At 43.5% G+C, this 18475-nt stretch carries 12 protein-coding genes; 6 read left to right on the top strand and 6 right to left on the bottom strand.

Translation table 11 applies throughout. The annotated features are described in order from the left end of the window. Nucleotides 1-62: 62 nt before the first annotated feature. Nucleotides 63-1640 (top strand): solute:sodium symporter family transporter, encoded by a 1578-nt coding sequence (locus ACO1R6_RS22585; RefSeq protein ID WP_486267573.1) that lies wholly within the window; start codon nucleotides 63-65, stop codon nucleotides 1638-1640. 102 nt (nucleotides 1641-1742) lie between these two features. Further along, nucleotides 1743-2174 (top strand): hypothetical protein, encoded by a 432-nt coding sequence (locus tag ACO1R6_RS22580; protein ID WP_486267571.1) that lies wholly within the window; start codon nucleotides 1743-1745, stop codon nucleotides 2172-2174. A 227-nt stretch (nucleotides 2175-2401) separates the two neighbouring features. On the opposite strand, the gene ACO1R6_RS22575 is transcribed toward ACO1R6_RS22580, so the two are convergent. Both ACO1R6_RS22575 and fabG read right to left on the bottom strand, forming a co-directional pair. Beyond that, on the bottom strand, nucleotides 2402-4495 hold the full coding sequence (locus ACO1R6_RS22575; RefSeq protein ID WP_486267569.1) for a vWA domain-containing protein: 2094 nt from the start codon (nucleotides 4493-4495) through the stop codon (nucleotides 2402-2404). A 412-nt stretch (nucleotides 4496-4907) separates the two neighbouring features. Continuing rightward, entirely contained in the window at nucleotides 4908-5654 is a 747-nt protein-coding gene (gene fabG, locus ACO1R6_RS22570) for a 3-oxoacyl-[acyl-carrier-protein] reductase (protein WP_486267567.1), read from the bottom strand. A 167-nt stretch (nucleotides 5655-5821) separates the two neighbouring features. On the opposite strand from fabG, the gene ACO1R6_RS22565 reads away from it, so the two are divergent. Next, entirely contained in the window at nucleotides 5822-6403 is a 582-nt protein-coding gene (locus ACO1R6_RS22565) for a hypothetical protein (protein WP_486267565.1), read from the top strand. A 674-nt stretch (nucleotides 6404-7077) separates the two neighbouring features. On the opposite strand, the gene ACO1R6_RS22560 is transcribed toward ACO1R6_RS22565, so the two are convergent. After that, a complete protein-coding gene (locus ACO1R6_RS22560) occupies nucleotides 7078-7671 on the bottom strand; it encodes a tetratricopeptide repeat protein (RefSeq protein WP_486267563.1) in 594 nt (197 codons plus the stop codon). Nucleotides 7672-8114: 443 nt separating this feature from the next. Beyond that, nucleotides 8115-8828 carry a tetratricopeptide repeat protein gene (locus ACO1R6_RS22555; protein WP_486267561.1) on the bottom strand — a complete coding sequence of 238 codons (714 nt, stop codon included), beginning with the start codon at nucleotides 8826-8828 and terminating at the stop codon, nucleotides 8115-8117. A gap of 208 nt (nucleotides 8829-9036) precedes the next feature. Here ACO1R6_RS22555 and lpdA point away from each other — a divergent pair, with 208 nt between their 5' ends. Beyond that, complete coding sequence (gene lpdA / locus ACO1R6_RS22550) at nucleotides 9037-10434, top strand: dihydrolipoyl dehydrogenase (RefSeq protein ID WP_486267559.1); 1398 nt, start codon at nucleotides 9037-9039, stop codon at nucleotides 10432-10434. Nucleotides 10435-10603: 169 nt separating this feature from the next. Further along, nucleotides 10604-11605 carry a D-alanine--D-alanine ligase gene (locus ACO1R6_RS22545; protein ID WP_486267557.1) on the top strand — a complete coding sequence of 334 codons (1002 nt, stop codon included), beginning with the start codon at nucleotides 10604-10606 and terminating at the stop codon, nucleotides 11603-11605. Between the two features lie 181 nt (nucleotides 11606-11786). On the opposite strand, the gene ACO1R6_RS22540 is transcribed toward ACO1R6_RS22545, so the two are convergent. Further along, nucleotides 11787-13175, bottom strand: coding sequence for a SusD/RagB family nutrient-binding outer membrane lipoprotein (locus ACO1R6_RS22540; RefSeq protein WP_486267555.1), 1389 nt, complete (start codon nucleotides 13173-13175; stop codon nucleotides 11787-11789). Between the two features lie 11 nt (nucleotides 13176-13186). Continuing rightward, complete coding sequence (locus tag ACO1R6_RS22535; RefSeq protein ID WP_486267554.1) at nucleotides 13187-16381, bottom strand: SusC/RagA family TonB-linked outer membrane protein; 3195 nt, start codon at nucleotides 16379-16381, stop codon at nucleotides 13187-13189. A 341-nt stretch (nucleotides 16382-16722) separates the two neighbouring features. Between ACO1R6_RS22535 and ACO1R6_RS22530 the strand changes: the two genes are divergently transcribed. Continuing rightward, entirely contained in the window at nucleotides 16723-17991 is a 1269-nt protein-coding gene (locus tag ACO1R6_RS22530) for a replication-associated recombination protein A (RefSeq protein WP_486267552.1), read from the top strand. Nucleotides 17992-18475 lie beyond the last annotated feature (484 nt).

The following is an 18475-nucleotide window of genomic DNA, read 5'->3' as shown; positions in this document are numbered from 1 at the left end:
TTTTGTCTTTTCCCGAAATGTTTTTTTAATTAAAAATATTTTAAATCCTCATCCCCCACCACATGATTATTCTGTTAACCTTCCTCGGTTTTACTGCTTTTGTTGCTTTTTACACCTGGTATAAGTTAAAAAATGAGCGGCTCGATTCGCAGGATGGTTATTTTCTGGGTGGAAAAAGTTTGACCGGGCCCGTTATTGCGGGTTCCATGTTATTGACTAATATTTCTACGGAGCATTTAATTGGCATGAACGGCTCTTCTTATAAAAACGGGTTTATCATCATTGCCTGGGAGGTAACCTCGGCGTTGGCGCTGGTGGCGGCAGCCATTTATTTTGTGCCCAAATACCTGAAAATGGGCCTCACCACCATTCCGCAATACCTCGAAAAAAGGTTTGATGGACTTACCCGTACCTTAGTAGCTTTGTTTCTGATGCTATCGTTTGTAATTACTTTGCTACCCATAGTACTGTATACCGGCGCCATAAACCTCGAAAGTATTTTTAATATTTCAGAGGTATTGGGAGTGTCCAGAAGTGAAGGTTTATGGATAACCGTGGTTGTGATAGGGGTAATCGGGTCGGTTTATGCTATTTTTGGGGGCTTAAAAGCAGTAGCTTATTCCGATACCCTAAATGGCGTAGGACTTTTAATCGGGGGATTATTGGTGCCTTTTCTGGCTTTATACCATATTGGAGACGGAAATATTGCCACCGGTCTGGTAAAAGTTTTTAACCATAGTCCGGAAAAATTTAATGTAGTAGGTAAAAAAGATTCGATTTTGCCTTTTGAAGCTTTGTTTACCGGGCTTATTATTAACCAGATTTATTTCTGGTGTATGAACCAGACCATAATTCAGCGGGCATTGGGTGCCAGAAACCTGGCCGAGGCCCAGAAAGGGCTTTTATATACCGGCGTACTTAAAATATTGGTGCCGCTCATTATAGTGTTACCGGGCGTAATTGGGTTTTATTATTACAACGAACAACTTTACGCCAACCAAGACATGGTATATCCGGCCCTGGTTAAAAAAGTGATGCCGCTGAGTTTAGTTGGCTTTTTTGCTGCTGTGGTTTTAGGCGCGGTTTTAAGTACTTTTAACAGCGTATTAAACAGTGCCGCCACCATTTTTAGCATAGATATTTACAAGCGGCACTTGCACAAAAATGTTAAAGATTCGGCGCTGGTTTTTATTGGCAAAATCACGTCGGTTGTACTGGCGGTAATTTCTATTTTGGCGGCCCCCATGGTGGCTAACGTGCCCGAAGGTTTATACCAATTGCTGCAGCAGCTAAACGGCATATTTTTTATACCCATTGCTTCTATTATGCTGGCTGGTTTTTTTACCAAAAGTATATCGGCAGCTGGGGCCAAAGCGGCTTTGGTAATAGGTTTAATATTTTATGTTACCACTACCTTTATCTTAAAAGCCGATATTCATTTTGTGCACGTGTGGGGCATAGAGTTTGTTTTAAACATCCTGGTAATGGTAGTAGTATCGTATTTCTACCCGGTAAAAAATATTTATAATCCCGAAGAAATAAATACGATTCCGTTAGTACCCTGGCGCTATACCAAGGTTATGTCTTGGTCATTGGTTTTTATAACCATTGTAATTTACGTGATGTTAGGCAATGTTTAATCTTAAAGCTTACCCGCTTAGCCAAAATAGCCGCGACCTTTTGGGTTAACGGTAACTTTTGTACGCCTGATTTATCCAAGGAGAAATTAGTACAAAAATATAATGAGAAAGATAGCGAATAGCAATTTTAAAAGACTTGTAGGTGTTTGGAAAACTTCCGGCGAAATTAAATCTGGTCAGGAAAACTTGCAGTTAATAGGTATTGACAGTTACGAATTGATTCTTGATGGAAGCTGCATTTTGCATAAGGCAGACGTAAAAATGGGTGATGAGAGAAGCGAAACATTAGAAATTATTAAGTTAGATAACGCATCTGATAAAGCAAGAATGCAATATTTCAACACAAAAGGTGAAGATGGCTTAATGGTAAGTTCTTTAATCAACAATGAATTTAAGATTGAAGGGAAAGGATTAAAGTTTAGTGGAATAATTAATAATGAAAACACAGAAATCAGCGGCAAATGGTATATTCAGGTTGATAATGAAAAATGGACTGATTTTATTGACCTACATCTTGAAAAACAAAGGGGTTAGCTTTAACCAAGAAGTAAGCGTTGGGAATATACTCCCATGGAAATTTTAGGCTGAAAAAGCTGCAGGAAGAAATAATGAACCGCTAACAGCTCCTACACAAGAGTGGCGATTCAGAGATTGAATTAAGCTAAGTACATCTATTAAATAGGGTATACTAACTGTAAATTGCTTCTAAGTCGCCAGCGTTGGGTAGAGTAAAACAATAGAAGAATCTGAAATACCTGCTCTTAATAACTACCGTAATATTTGCGCAAAGTCCACTCGGCGGTAACGAGTAAAAGTAACAGGAAGAATAACCATTTCAGGTTTACCAGGTCTTCGAGCTTTTCGCTGGAGTAAATAATATTTTTGTAATCGGCTTTCAGAATATCTTCTTTTAGTTGCGCCAAGTGGGTAGGATAGTACAGGCGGCTGCCGGTTTTCTGACCTAATTGGTACAATAAATCGTGGTCGGCTAAGGCGTTCAGGGTTTCGAGTTGTAGTTCCTGCACCACAAACTGGCCGCGGTCCTGTTCGGTTTTGCCGTCTATTTCGGTACTGGCTACATAGGTGTAAACGCCGCCCGGCAAGTTGCCAATATTTAAGCCCGAAAAACCTTCGCCGTTGTTAAAGCTAAAAGAGCGGCTTTTGTTTTTCTCGTCGGTAATGCGCAGGTTAATATTTTGGCCGTAAACCTTCTCAAAAATAGTGTTGTACACTTCGGCTTCAAACCGGATTTCGTCGGTGGTAAAATATTCGTCTTGTACCGGGTACACGTTCAGGCGCTTTTTATTTTGCTGCGAGGTAAGTAATTGTACAGTACTCACCATTAATTTATCAAAAATGGCCGGCGATTGGGTTTCTTTGGCTGCGGCACCTTCGGTAATCCGCCATTGCCAGATGCCTTCGGCCAAAAGGGTAGCGCTGTGCCGTTGGTTTTTTACCTGGGCAGCCAGTAAAGGTTTAGTAGTTTTTACCCGGCCCACCTGTTGCAACAAAATTACTTCGGTACCCGGCGATAAAGAAAAATCGGCGAAGGGTACGCCAGCGGGCGGGTATTTTTCAAAGGCGGTGGAGGTAGTCTGATCGATTTGGAATTTGCGGAAACTGGCGTTTAATACCGGCGTTACTTCGTCGGTTTGGCTGCCCCGGCGGTTAATGGTTAAGCCCACGCCCAACTGGTTATAAGCGGCCAAATCGGTTTGCGAACCAATAATGTACAACGACGGAATATTTTTCTGCCGCACAAAATTAAAAGCTTCGTTGGTGCCATGCAGCCGGGTAGGCAATTGGTGCAAAACGGCTACATCGTACGTATCGGGCTTAAAAGGGGTAATACCCGGAATATATAGCACCGTTTGGAAATTATCGTTGGTTTCAATAGCGGCCCGAATGGCTTTGATATCGGGGTGGGGGGCAGCTGCGGCAATTAAAACGCTTAACTTGCCTTTTATAATATCCAGGTAAGCATGTTTGGTATTATTCAGGGCCGAGAATTCACCTTTCTGGGGTTGCACCGATATTTCGTAGTGCTTTTTACCCGGGGCGGTGGCCGTTAACGTAAATTCGGCACGGGTGGGCTGGCCATCTTTGCGCAAGGTTATGGTTTTGCGATCGAGGACCCGGCCATTTTCTTTTAGGAGTACCGTGGTGGTATTGCCGGAGAAACCTTCCTGGTTTATTTCGGCCACTACCGGAAATTTATTGCCGCTGTAAGCTACTTTGTTATACAACACCGAGTTAAGCGCAATATCTTTTTTGGCTACTGTGTCGCCTACGGCAACCGGGTAAACCGTAAAATTAAAATCGGAATAAGCCGGCGACTTGCCTTTGTTTATAATGCCATCTGAGAGCAGTACCACACCCGCCAGGTTACGGCTTTCGTAAACGGCCTGCACGTGGCCCAATAGCTCATCGAGGTTGGTCGTAGGGTTTTCAAATTTTATGTCGGCTAAAGCCGGATTAGCCTTACCTAAGTCTAAAGTCTGAATATCGACCCGGAAATCTTCGTCTTCTAAAGCGCCGGCCAGTTCCTGTAAACCGCTGGTGGCGGTGTTTAAGGTGTTTTTGCTGGTAAACAAACCTACCGATTGCGAATTATCCAGGGCCAGTACAATGGTTGGTTTTTCGGCGGTGTTGGTTATGGCTTTTAAATAAGGCCCCAGGAGCAAAAAGCACAAAAAGCTTACCACGGCAAACCGCAAAAAGGCCAGCAGGTAATTAAGCCGAGCCGGCCACGGCGCTTTTTTGGAATATAAAACCCAACTGTAGAGGGCACCTACGGCCAGGCACACCAAAATCAGCCACGGGGAATAAGTGGTTAATATTTTAAATTGACCCAAGGTGATGTCGTTATTCGTTGACTGTTATTTTAAAATAAGAAATATTATTTAAACGAATTTATCGCTTAAACCAATATTTAATTAAATAGATAACCAAAAGAGCGTAAGGTATAAACCCTACGCTCTTTTGGTATCTAATATAACTAAATTTATTCAATTTCAAAATTTAAGCTATTGCCGAATTGCTTTAGATGCCATAGGCTTGTTTAAATATTAACCGATGGGCGGAGTTTTTGTTACGACCAAAGGTAAATTGTTCTAAAATCATTAAAACTTGGTACTTAACGAATTAAAAATTAAAAATATCCGTTACTCTTTTTCGGCTATTATTAATACTTAGAATTAGCTACGTCGGGCACCAGAAACAAATTATTATCGGCAAGAATCAACTAACAATTAACGAACAACCAAACTAAGTCAGCATGCCGCCATCTACCTGTAATACCTGCCCCGAAATATAAGCCGATAAATCAGAAGCCAGGAAAACCGTAGCATTTGCTACATCGTCGGGAGAGCCACCGCGGCGCAGCGGAATAGCTTTTTTCCACTCTTCTACTACGGCCGCATCCAGTTCGCCGGTCATCTCGGTTTCGATAAAGCCCGGCGCAATGGCGTTGCTGCGAATATTGCGCGAGCCTAATTCTAAAGCTACCGATTTGGTAAAACCAATAATACCAGCTTTAGAAGCGGCATAATTGGCCTGGCCAGCATTGCCTTTTATGCCCACCACCGAGGTCATGTTTATGATAGAACCACTTTTCTGGCGCATCATGGGTTTAGTAGCCGCTTTGGTGAGGTTAAATACCGATTTTAAATTGGTGTTAAGAACCGCGTCCCACTGCTCTTCGGTCATGCGCATCAGCAAGCCATCTTTGGTAATACCGGCATTGTTTACCAGAATATCCAGGCGGCCAAAATCTTTTACTACATCTTCAATTAGCTTTTCGGCCTGGGCAAAATCCGAAGCATCGGAGCGGTAGCCTTTTACTTTGGCCCCATCAGTAGCCAATTCCTGCTCCAGTGCCTGGCCTTTCTCTACGCTAGATAAGTAGGTAAATGCCACCTGGGCGCCCATTTGCACAAACTTCTGGGCAATGGCCCGTCCAATTCCTTTAGACGCGCCGGTTATTAATGCTATTTTTCCTTCGAGTAGTTTCATGGGCCAAAGGTAGATAAAGATTTTAAAATTAGGCAACCAGCTAACTTGTAAATGCCCCGTCTTACACCAAAAGAACGAAGCTAAAAAATCATTTAAGTAAAAAATAGGGCTTCTGTTTTTATAAGGTTTAGTAATTAACTTAAATTGCAGGCATTTTACCGGCCGAGATGAGAAGTGTAGCAGTAATATTATTTATTTTTTTAAGTATTAGCCAGTTTGCTAAGGCCCAAAGTGAAACCCCATTGCTAAGCCGAACTGATTCAACCCAAGCTGATTCGAGCCGGGTAGTAGAAAAACCATTAACGGCAGAAGAGCTTTTAGCAAAAGAACTCTTAGAAAAACAGTTGTTAGCTAAGTTAGATAAGAAAAATGGGTTTCGGGATGTGCAGTTGGGTACGCACATAAAGTTCTTTAAAAAAGTTAGGCGCGAATGGCAGGAAGAGGAAGATTATAATTGCCGCCGCACTTCTGATAAATTGTCTATTAACGGAATGCCGCTTACCGAAATCGTGTATGGGTTTCACAAGGGCCGACTTAACCACATTTATATTACGGCCCCGGGCATTGAGAACAGTCGCGAACTGTTAAAATTCTTCCAGGAGATTTATGGCCCCGGCGAATTGGTTTACGAAGTAACCGAAGAGTTTGATAATATGGTGCAGTGGAGCGGTAAGAAAGTAATATTAACGTACAGTGAAGTAGCGAGTAAAAAAGAAGGGTTTTTCCACTTTTTCAGTGCTGATAAGTAAATCTTTTATAAAGCTATTGTTTATCTTTTGAAAGATTCCATCTTTCAAGGTAATTTAGAAGAGAATCTTCCAGAAGGTCTTCTCCCCACCGACTGCGATATATACCAGTACCCACCGCTATATTGCCTTATACTTACTTGTTATAATATTTAATTAACTGAGTGTTTACTAAAACAAGTTAACTACTGAAGCTGCATTACCCCAACTCCTTCCCTAATTTAGGGAAGGTGCCCGGAGGGCGTAAGGATTACCCACCGGAACCCCAATAAAAGGCGTTGTAACCTGCTAAACATCAGGCTGCATTCCATTAAGCCTGAGCTAATCAGAAAATGTATTAACCACCCCCAACCTCTCATAAATTAGGCGGGGAACTCCGGCAATACCACTTTCCAGGTAAATGAATAGTAACAAGATTACCTCTGTTTATTGTTAATATCCATTTACCACCCAATTAAGTCAGATTAGTAATGGCTATTTTGAGTTAAATTACCTTCTGGTTTTATACTGTACAGCAAATTGCTTGCAGCGGTGAGCGGTACTTTGGTGAGCGGTACTTTATTGCAACTACTTTTCCGGATTAGATTAGGGAACCAGATAGGTAACTGCTATCAAGAGAGAGAAAGGATTGATTTTGCCTGAAAAATATTAGTTGCGAATTGCGTTAAGCCTGAGACTTACTTACAATATTTTTTTAAAGCTTTTTCGGCGCGGTTATCAGTAGCCGCCGCTATTTGCCAGTCCTGGCAAGCGCCTTTATCGTCTTTTACTTCGTATTTGGCCAGGCCACGGTTATAGTAGGCATCCATGGCGGTAGAATCGAGCTTTATAATTTGGGTGTAATCCTGAATGGCCGCTTTGGCGTTAAACATGTTCATTTTGGCGGAAGCCCGCATTTCGTAATAATTTTTTTCGGAGGGGTTAAGCTTTATCAACTTATTTAAATCAGTTAAGGAACCCCGATAATCGTTCAGGTACATTTTAGCTAAGCCCCGGTTATAAATGGCATCGGTGTTAGTAGGCTCGTACCGGATAATTACATTGTAATCAGTAATAGCTTCTTTGTAGTTTTTTAACTCCAGGTTGGCTTTAGCCCGGTTTTTATAAGCGTCCAGGTTTTTTTTGTTTTCTTCAATAACATGGGTGTAATGCTTTACGGCTCTTTTGTGGTCGGCGGGGCGTAAATCAGTTGCATTGTTAGAAAGCATATATTGCGCCCGCAAACTTTGACTAAATAACAGGAAAGACAACAAGAGTAAATATGTTTTCATAAGCTTTTGGGTTTAAACTTATAATAAATGTAAAGCGCAGAACCTTTAAATTATAAAACAAATAAATTTTGTCCAAATAAAAGGAACAAAATTTAACTGCTAAAGAGTAAGAGATTATGCTATACGTAGTTGTAGGAAGAAAAGCTTAGCCAGGTAAGGAATAAATATATTGGCTAGTGATAGGTATTTAAATGATGCGAATAATATTTGATTTTGATGATTTGTACCGCCAGAAAAAGCTGCTTATACCACCGAGGTATTCGTTTAGGGAAATCGGTTACCTTTATAATTAAGTACCGGTAAGCGTCAGCAACGGCTACCCCCGGATAAACGCATATTTGGCCCTAAGTTTATTAACAGATTAGGCTCGCAAAATTAATTTTGCAGGTTTTAAGGCCGGTCCATCTTATAGGCTTGCTAAAATAGACCAGGCAGGTTATTATTTATCCTTTGCAATATTTTCTGATTAAATTTTCGGCACTGGTAATGCCTTTTCCAACGGCAGTAGCCCAGTCTTGGCAGGCGGCGGCATTATCTTTTAAAATGCGGTGGGTAATGCCACGGTTATAATAAGCTTCGGCCAGGTTAGGGTTGTTTTCCAGAGCTTTGTTATAATCCTGCAGGGCCTCCTGGTAAGCTTTGGTGCGCAAAAAAGCATTCGCCCGGTTGTTATAGGCTACGGCATAATCGGGTTTCATCATCAGGGCTTTATTAAAATCGGTAATAGCGCCGGTAATGTCTTTTAATTTGGCCCGGCAATAGCCGCGGCCGTTATAAGCAATCGCATATTCCGGGTTTAGCGTCAAGGCTTGGTTGTAGTCCGGAATGGCACCTTTGTAATCGGTAAGTTGGGTTTTTATGTCAGCGCGGTACTTGTACGTTTCGGGATCGCCGTCTTTCAGTACAATGGAGCGGTTAATGTCCTGGGCCGCCGCCGTATAATCTTTTAATTCGTACTCGGCAATGCCCCGTAGCTTGTATAGTTCCGGGTCATCGGGTTTCTTCTCCAGTGCCTTGGTATATTCGGCAATAGCACCCTCGTAATCCTTACTTTCGGCTTTGGTTAACCCGGTTCTGGAGTAATATTTAGCGGTTTTGGGTAAACAACCCGCTAATAGAATAACCATAGCACAAAAAAAATAAAGAAGACTTTTCATAAATAATTTAATTCTAAATTGGGTTTAGGCCAGAAATCGGGCAAATTTAAGGATAAGTAAAGCAGTTTAAATTTTATTTAATAAATATTTATATAATCCTATATAAGATACTTCCGTATCCCTATACGGGCGGCAGATTAATCCGTTTGTGAAATAGATATATTCAGGTAAATTTGCCCCATCATTATAAACGTAAAACGCTATCAGAATGGCATCAGCATCATACGATTTAATAGTAATAGGTAGTGGACCAGGTGGTTACGTAGCTGCCATCCGGGCATCGCAGTTAGGCATGAAAGTAGGCGTGGTAGAAAAAGCCGAATTAGGCGGGATTTGTCTGAACTGGGGTTGTATTCCTACCAAAGCTTTGTTAAAGAGCGCGCAGGTTTTTGAATATATTCAGCATGCTAAAGATTATGGTATTTCGGTAGGCGAAGCTTCGGCCGATTTTGGCGCTGTAATTAACCGGAGCCGCGGCGTAGCCAACGGCATGAGCAAGGGGATTAATTTTTTGTTCCGGAAAAATAAAATCGATCATATTGCCGGTACCGGTAAATTAATTGGAAATAAAAAAATTGAAGTAACAGCCGCCGATGGTAATAAAAGTACCGTAGAGGCACCGCACATTATTCTGGCTACCGGCGCCCGTTCGCGCGAGTTGCCTAATTTACCCATCGACGGTAAAAAAATTATTGGTTACCGCCAGGCCATGGTTTTGGAAAATCAGCCTAAATCAATGGTTGTAGTGGGTTCCGGTGCCATTGGGGTAGAGTTTGCTTATTTCTACAACGCCATGGGTACAAAAGTAACTATTGTAGAATATATGCCCAACGTGGTACCAATAGAAGACGAAGAAGTATCAAAACAACTCGAGAAATCCTTTAAAAAAGCCGGCATCAATATTTTAACCAATGCTTCGGTAGAATCGGTAGATACCAGCGGCGACGGCTGCAAAGTACGCGTGAAAAAAGCCGACGGCGAAGAATTTATTGATTGCGATATTGTTTTATCGGCAGTAGGTATTGCCACTAACCTCGAAAACCTGGGGCTGGAAGAACTAGGCATAGCCGTAGAAAAAGGCCGGGTAGTTACCGACGATTATTACAAAACCAATGTAGAAGGCATTTACGCCATTGGCGATATTGTAAAAGGTCCGGCTTTGGCCCACGTGGCATCGGCCGAAGGCATTATTTGCGTGGAGAAAATTGCCGGTCACCATCCGGAGCCGCTCAACTACAAAAATATTCCGGGTTGTACGTATTGCGCTCCTGAGATCGCCTCGGTAGGTTTAACCGAAAAAGAAGCCCGCGAACAAGGATTAGATATAAAAATAGGAAAGTTTCCGTTCTCTGCATCGGGTAAAGCCAGTGCCGGCGGTGTAAAAGATGGCTTTGTAAAAGTTATTTTCGATGCCAAATACGGCGAGTGGCTGGGTGCCCACATGATTGGCGCCAACGTAACCGAAATGATTGCCGAAGTGGTAGTAGCCCGCAAACTCGAAACAACCGGTCACGAAATTATTAAAGCGGTACACCCGCACCCTACCATGTCCGAAGCCATTATGGAAGCTACCGCCGCCGCTTACGACGAGGTAATTCACCTGTAGTAACGTATTACATTGTACGTATCTATATTAGAAGAATCGTATCACGTAAAACAATTTATTACTTAATACCCCAAACGTCCCGGAACGGAATGGCTTTTTTCTGAGTCAGCCTGTTCCGGGACATTTTTTTTAGGTAAGTTTGACCGTATTTTTAACCTGAATGGGCAACATGAAAAAAACTATAGCGTTGGTTACCGGCGGTTTTACTGGCGAATCGGTTATCTCTTTTAAAAGTGCCGCGGTAATACACCAGAACCTCGACCCGGAAAAATTTAACGTTTATAAAATAATTATTACCCGTCCCAGCTGGTACTACGAAGCGCCCGATGGCACCCGCTACGAAATAAATAAAAACGATTTTTCGCTGGCCTTGCCCGAGGGTAATATTTATTTTGATTGTGTTTTTATTGGGTTACACGGCTCGCCGGGCGAAGATGGAAAGTTGCAGGGGTATTTTGATATGGTGGGCCTGCCGTATACAACCTGCGATGCCATTACCTCGGCCATAACCATGAACAAAGGCTACACCAAAGCCATTGTACAGGATGTACCCGATTTGCACGTGGCTAAATCTGTTCAATTGTTTTTACATACACCCAAAAATATTGAGCAAATTACCCGCACGTTACAGTTTCCGTTGTTTATTAAACCCAACAACGGGGGTAGCAGCATTGGCATGAGCAAAGTGAAAAATGCTGATGAACTGCCCGAAGCCTTACAAAAAGCTTTTAACGAAGACACCCAGGTGTTAGTAGAAGAGTTTATAACCGGCCGGGAATTTACCATTGGGGTATACCGCGGTATGACGGGCGTTAAAGTTTTACCGGCTACCGAAATTGTTAGTTCTAAAGAGTTCTTCGATTTTGAAGCCAAATATACAACCGGCATTACCGAAGAAATTACGCCTGGTCGCATGACTCCCGAGGAAAAGCAAAGAGTAGAGAAAATTGTGCAGAGTGCTTTTGAGAAGCTTAATTGCAAAGGTTTTACCCGCATTGATTATATTTTGCAGGAAGAGACCGGTAACTTTTACTTTATTGAAATTAATACGGTGCCGGGCCAAACCGAAAATAGCCTGATTCCGCAACAGGTAAGAGCTACCGGCCGCACCATTCAGGATTTTTACACTGAGCAAATAGAGGTGGCATTAAGCACTAAACTTAAGATATAAGAGCGCAGTAGTGGCTTAATGAGCGGCTAAATAAATTATTATCGTTGGCGAAATACCCGCGCATGCAAAGTAGTAAACCTGCAAAGTATGGTATTTGTGTATTATTGTGTAGCTTAAATATTAAACTAAAAAGCCCTGGTTCTTCGGAAATCAGGGCTTTTTTGCGGAACCAGGTAAGCTTTTAATTTTTATCCCACCACAATTTGGTGTACAAGTCATCTTTGCCAATTTTCTGAACCGCTGCTTTGTAATTTTCAGTGTTATTAAATTCTTCTTCGGTGGGGTAGCCTTGTCGGTTAGGTATAGCCGCTCCTCCCGGCGAAACTAAATTGTTGGGATAGCCAGTTCGGCGCCATTCGGCCCAGGCCTCATAGCCGTGCATAAATAAATGAATCCAGCGTTGGGTGGCAATTTGCTCCAGGGCTTTGGCCGGGGTGTATTTTACTTCGGCGGTTTGCAATAAAGTGGCGGCGCCGGTGGTACTGCCGGTCCATTGTAAAACGGAGTTCTGGATGGCGGCATTGTAATTGGTTTCGGCTTCGGTATCGCCGCCCGCAATCCAGCCGCGTTTAGCCGCCTCAGCTTTGGCAAATAATGCCTGGGCGTAGGTTACCAGGTAAATTGGTGCATCTTGTTTCCAGATGGCCGATCCCAATAAAGAAGGATTGGCTTTGTCTAAATTATCGGTTTCGCCAAACTTTAACCCTACATAGTCGCCGGCGGTATTTTTGTTGCCGTAAACAGCTAAACGGGGGTCGTTAACCGGCTTCATTTTATCTACCAACGTTTGGCTTAGAGCCCACCATTGCCGTTTCTGGTCGTTTATCTGATCGTACCAATAGTTCTCGTTGGCCGCTTCGGCTAAATGTTTAAACACAAAGCTATCGGCATTTGAAGTCATAATGCCGGCCGTTAAAGCTTTATTAAATTCTTCCTGGGCTTTGGTAGCATTTACTTCCGATAAACGCAAAGCCATTAACAGCCGGATGGTATTACCCAGTTTTTTCCATTTGGTAACATCACCGCCATATATAAGGTCGTTGGTAATATTACCGGCTACCATCATGGTGTTGGCTTCGTCTAACAACCGGAAAAGATCGGTGTAAATAAATTCCTGGGTATCGTACTTAGGGGTAAAATCGGCCCGGCCTTGTAAGGCTTCGGAGTAAGGAATATCGCCCCATCTATCGGTCAGGTGCCAGAAATAATAGGCTTTCAGGATTTTGGCTACGGCCAACTGGTTATTAATCGGGCCTTCCAGGGTATTCAGTTCCTGCGAGTTCAGTACCGCTTCCAGGTTCATTAAAGGGCCGGTATACCAATTGTAAAAACTAAAGCTAACGGTATTGTAAAGCGACGAACTGGGGTATTGCGTTTCCGATAAAAACTGCGCGTAATATTCTCCTTGCGGCGAGGAGCTTAAACCCGGCAGGGCTAGTTCGGCGTTGGCTATGAGCTGGGTATTAGAAGCTACGGTTGGCAAGTTTGGGTTAACATTTATGTCTTCGTCAAACTTATTACAACTGCCAAGGAATAAACTAGCCAAAGCGATTATATAAATTTTCTTCATGATGTGCTGCATTAAAATGTAATGTTAAGATTTACCCCGTAAGAGCGCACCGTATTGGCCTGGCCCGACTCGTACCAACTAATGGGTTCGCTGCCGGCAGATAATTCAGATGGGTCTAAACCTTTGGGTGCTTTTTGCCAGAGCATGGCGGGGTTACGGGCAATTAGCGCCAGGTTAACGCGGGTAAAAGGCAGCCAGTGGGCCGTGGTTTTATCAAAGCTATAGCCCAGGCGCAGTTCTCTTAATTTTATATATGAGGCATCGTACAGCCATGCTTCGTAAACATGCGTGCCCAGCGTGGTCCGGAAATAAGTACGGGCATCTACGTAAGCGGTAACTTCCTGACCAGTCTCGGCCGAAATGCCGGTAACTTTTACGCCGCCGTCTTCGGTAAGCGGGTCGCGTACATTTTTACCCTTGTCGTTGAGGGCAGCAGTTTCGGGAGCCATACCGGTTTTAACGGCCAGCATACGCGACCGGCTAAAGAACTGGCCACCCATTTGGTAATCCAGCATTACACCCAAGTCAAACTTCCAAATCTGGAAAATATTCTGAAAACCGCCGGTATAATCGGGTAATACACTGCCAAAATTATGGTTGGCTTCGGTGTATAAAGGCATATTGTTACGGCCAAGTAATATTTTGCCGGTTGCCGGGTCGCGCTGGTACGCTTTGCCCACCAAACTGCCAAAAGGTTGCCCCACGTAAGAGTTCAGGTAAGAGGTTACGCTGGAGTACGTAGTAGAACTCATGGGGTACACATCGGTGCCAGGAGCCAGTTCTACCACCTTGCTCCGGTTACGGTTTAGGTTAAAGGTAGCATTCCAGTTAAACCGGTCCGATTTTATAGGGGTTGCGGTTAAAGCCAGTTCAATCCCTTTGTTCTCAATCAGGCCGGCATTGATATTGGTTGAGCTATACCCGCTGGTACCCGATACCCGCAGTGGCAGAATCTGGTTTTTGTTTTTTTGCTGATAGTAGGTAAAATCAATGCCTAAGCGGCCGCCGAAGAATTTAAAGTCTGCTCCGGCTTCGTAAGAATGCGCGAAAGAAGGTTCGATGGCGGGGTTTGGCAATTCATCCATTATGTACAAAGAATTTACCGTGCTGCTGGCGGTTTTATAAATACCACCTACGCCGTAGTTAAATGAGGTCTCGTACGGTGCCAGGTCGGAGCCGGCCTGGGCATAACTTAACCGCAATTTACCGTAAGACAGCGGGTTCCAGCCAATTAATTCGCTAAACACAAAGCTACCCGATACCGATGGATACCAATAAGAATTGTTGTTTTCGGGCAGGGTAGAAGAGTTATCGTTGCGCAGCGAAGCATCTACAAAATACGTGTTTTTATAACCAACCGAGAGCATACCATAGCCGCTCCGGATTTGTTTGCGCCGCAGGTAAGAGTTGGTTGTAGGGCGATCGATAGAAGCCGCAATATTATAATAATTAGGGCTCGAAAGTCCGCCGGCCGTAGCCTGCGAAACATAGGTATACCGGGTAGAATAAATATTGCTGCCCAGGTTGGCGTTAATAGAAAAATCACCTAGTTCTTTGGTGTACTGGGCCAGGAATTCGTAGTTCATATCTTTGCCCTGGTACTTACCTACCGCATAACCGGGCACGCGCCGGCTGCCAAAAGCAATTCTGGTTTCTATATTCTGGGTAAACATGTCGGACCGGACAAAACCACTCAATTTTAAATCGGGTAAAACCTGGTAGGTAAGGCCCACATCGCCAAATAAACGGTCGCGGCTGTCGTTGTTCAGGTTTTCGTATGCTTCAAAGTACGGGTTATCCCAGTAAAGCCCGGTGTAATTAATCACGCCGGCGGCAGTGGGGCGGTTCAGGTTCCAGTTTTTAAGGGTGCCATCGGGGTAGCGGTAATCTTTTAAACGGTTCATGTCTATGTTGCGCTGAAACCATTGTACCATATACCGGGCACCCCACTCTGAGCCCTGTGCCGGGCGCTGACCACTGTTATTGGCATAATTTATATTTGTAGAAACACTCAGTTTTTTGTTTAAATCTAAGGTGGCGCTTACGCCCAGGTTGTTTCTTTTGAGCCAGGTATTGGGTTCTACCCCGCCTATACTGGTATTGTTGTAGCTTAACCGGAATGTAGAATTTTCGCCGCCGCCCGCTATAGACACGCCGTTGTTAAGGGTGTAACCGGTTTCGTAATAATCTTCTATATTATTGGGGTGCGCTACAAACGGGGTTAACTGGCCGTATTCGGAGTCCTGGGGGTAAAAGCTAAAAACCTGCCGTACCAAAGTGCCATCCATTTTAGGCCCCCAGCTTTCGTCTATGCTCATGTCCACGTATTTTTCGCCGTTGGCTAAAGTCCGCCAGGTTTGGCTGGAACCACCGCCGTACACATTCTGGAGCGGCATAAAATTGCCCGCCCGTTCTACCGAATAAGCAGAATTTAATTGTACGGTTACTTTTTTAGGACCTTTAGCGCCTTTTTTAGTTGTGATCATGATTACGCCGTATTGCCCTCGGATGCCGTACAAAGCCGAGGCCGCCGGGCCTTTCAGCACGTTCACCGATTCTATATCTTCCGGGTTAATATCCTGGGCTAAGTTGCCGTAATCGGCGCGGTCGCTGCCCGCAAAATTGGCGTTAGAGATGGGCGTGCCGTCTACCACAATCAGGGGCTGGTCGGCACCCGAAATAGAGTTGGCTCCCCGGATTTTAATTTTTTGTGTACCGCCCATGCTGGCTCCCGAAGCGCCGGTTACCTGCACTCCGGCAACTTTACCGGCCAAAGAACCAATAACGTTCTGCTCTTTCGTAAAAGTAAGGTTGCTGCCTTTTACCTCCTGCGTAGCATAACCCAACGACCGTTCGTCGCGTTGTATGCCCAAAGCCGTTACCACCACTTCGTTTAGAGCCTTGGTATCTTCCGCCATTGTAACATCCAGGTTGGTCTGGTTATTTACGGGTACTTCTTTCTGCAGATAACCCACAAAACTAAAGACCAAAGTGGCATTAGCATCCGGCACCGTAATACGGTAAGTGCCATTGATATCTGTAGAAGTACCTATATTGGTGCCCTTAACAATTACCGTTACGCCGGGCAAAGCATTGTTGTCAACCGAATTGGTTACTTTACCGGAAACTTCTCTTTGCTGCGCCAATACCGGCCACCAGCTACAGGCACTTAACAAAAGAATAAGTAATGTAATTGTTTTTTTCATATACGTTTTTTAGGTATAAATTAAAAATTTGGCTTTTAAAGAATTAATATAGCACTTTTCTATTAAAATCACAGTGCTTACTAAAAGTTTTATTTATCTGGTAACTGGGTTTATTTTAATATATAATAATGAATATTTTTTAAATAATAGGCAAAAGCGCTGTTAAATTTAATGAGTATTGTTTAAATGATTAACTAATATTTAAAATATAAGTGTAAAAAAGAACTAAAATAAGATTGTAGAAGATTTGTCGCCTTAAGGTATAGGCCATAATTATATTTACTTTTGCATTTTATTAACCTGTATATTATTTAGCTACTTAATTTTAAAGGAATAAATACATGAACGCGCCCAAAACACCTTTAGCCGAGCGCATGCGGCCCCATAATCTCGATCAGTTTGCCGGTCAGAAACATTTGGTGGGCGAGAAAGGTATTTTGCGCCGGTACCTGGAATCGGGCATGATTCCGTCGATGATTTTGTGGGGCCCGCCAGGCGTAGGCAAAACCACTTTGGCCAATATTATTGCCTCGCAGTTAAAATTACCTTTTACTGCCTTAAGCGCCATTAACGCTGGCGTAAAAGATGTGCGCGAAGTAATAGACAAAGCCCGGCACCGGCCTGGTACCATTTTGTTTATCGACGAGATTCATAGGTTTAGCAAATCGCAGCAGGATGCTTTGCTGGGAGCCGTAGAAAAGGGGGTTGTTACACTTATTGGCGCTACCACCGAAAACCCCTCGTTCGAAGTAATATCAGCTTTGCTGTCGCGGTCGCAGGTATATGTGCTGAAACATCTCTCTAAAGAAGAATTAATAGCTTTAATAGACAAAGCCCTGGCCGAAGATGAATTTTTGAAAAACAAAGATATCCGGGTTAAAGAGTACGATGCCTTGCTGATGCTTTCGGGCGGCGATGCGCGCAAACTCTTAAACCTGCTCGATATTGTAGTAGAAGGCGCCAACACCGATAACTTGGAAATTACAAACGAATTGGTGCAGGAAATGGCGCAGCAGCATATTGCCATGTACGACAAAGCCGGCGAAATGCACTACGATATTATTTCGGCGTTTATAAAATCTTTGCGGGGCAGCGACCCCAATGCTGCGCTGTATTGGCTGGCCCGCATGATTGAAGGCGGCGAAGACCCTAAATTTATATCGCGGCGCATGTTAATAATGGCCTCCGAAGATATTGGTAATGCCAACCCCACCGCCCTGATTATGGCCAACACCTGTTTTCAGTCGGTGCAGGTTATTGGTTACCCCGAGAGTAGTATTATTTTATCGCAAACAGCGGTTTACCTCGCTACTTCGCCCAAGAGCAACTCGTCGTACATGGCTATTTGGGAAGCCCAGGAACTGGTAAAACAAACCGGTAATTTACCCGTGCCGCTACATTTGCGCAATGCACCTTCTAAACTCATGAAAGAACTCGGGTACGGTAAAAACTACAAATACGCCCACGATTACGACCAGAACTTTGTACAACAGGAGTTTTTGCCCGAACAAATTAAAAACAAAAAATTCTTTGAACCGGGCAATAACGCCCGCGAAAACGAAATGCGTAAGAACCTGCGAAATTGGTGGGGCGATAAGTACAAATATTAGTTATTAGTATTTAGAAGGGCCGGTTATCAGTAATCAATTTTAAATAAGGTCAAGAAGAAGTGAAGATAGTGTAACAGTATCTCTCACTAGACTGGTTTTTTATCTAGCTACTTGCCATTAACCTTCCGCCCTCCGGGCACCTTCCCTAAATAGGGGAAGGAGTTGCGATAACGCATCTCCGGTAGGAGAGTTCTTTTAGTAAATATTTGGATGATAAAATTCTCCTGTAAAGTTCAGGGCAGAAAAGCAGCAGCTACTGATAAATTTCGCAATCGGTGGGGGGAAGACCTTCTAAGTTACCGGTGCTTTAGCATTCCGACGAAGGAGCAAAGGAAGATTAGGCAGTCTAAACCCAGCGACGGGGCCTCGCGGCCGGGAGCTTACTTAGATATTTTAAACTAGTTAGCATCTGTGCATTGCCAGATGGAATCTTGCAAAAGATAAACCTAATTTTAATCTCTTGGTTTGATTTATAAAAAACGCC

The organism is Adhaeribacter sp., from assembly GCF_057359045.1.
The sequence above is the reverse complement of the archived record's forward strand: the minus strand, read 5'-3'. Positions and strand labels throughout refer to the sequence as shown.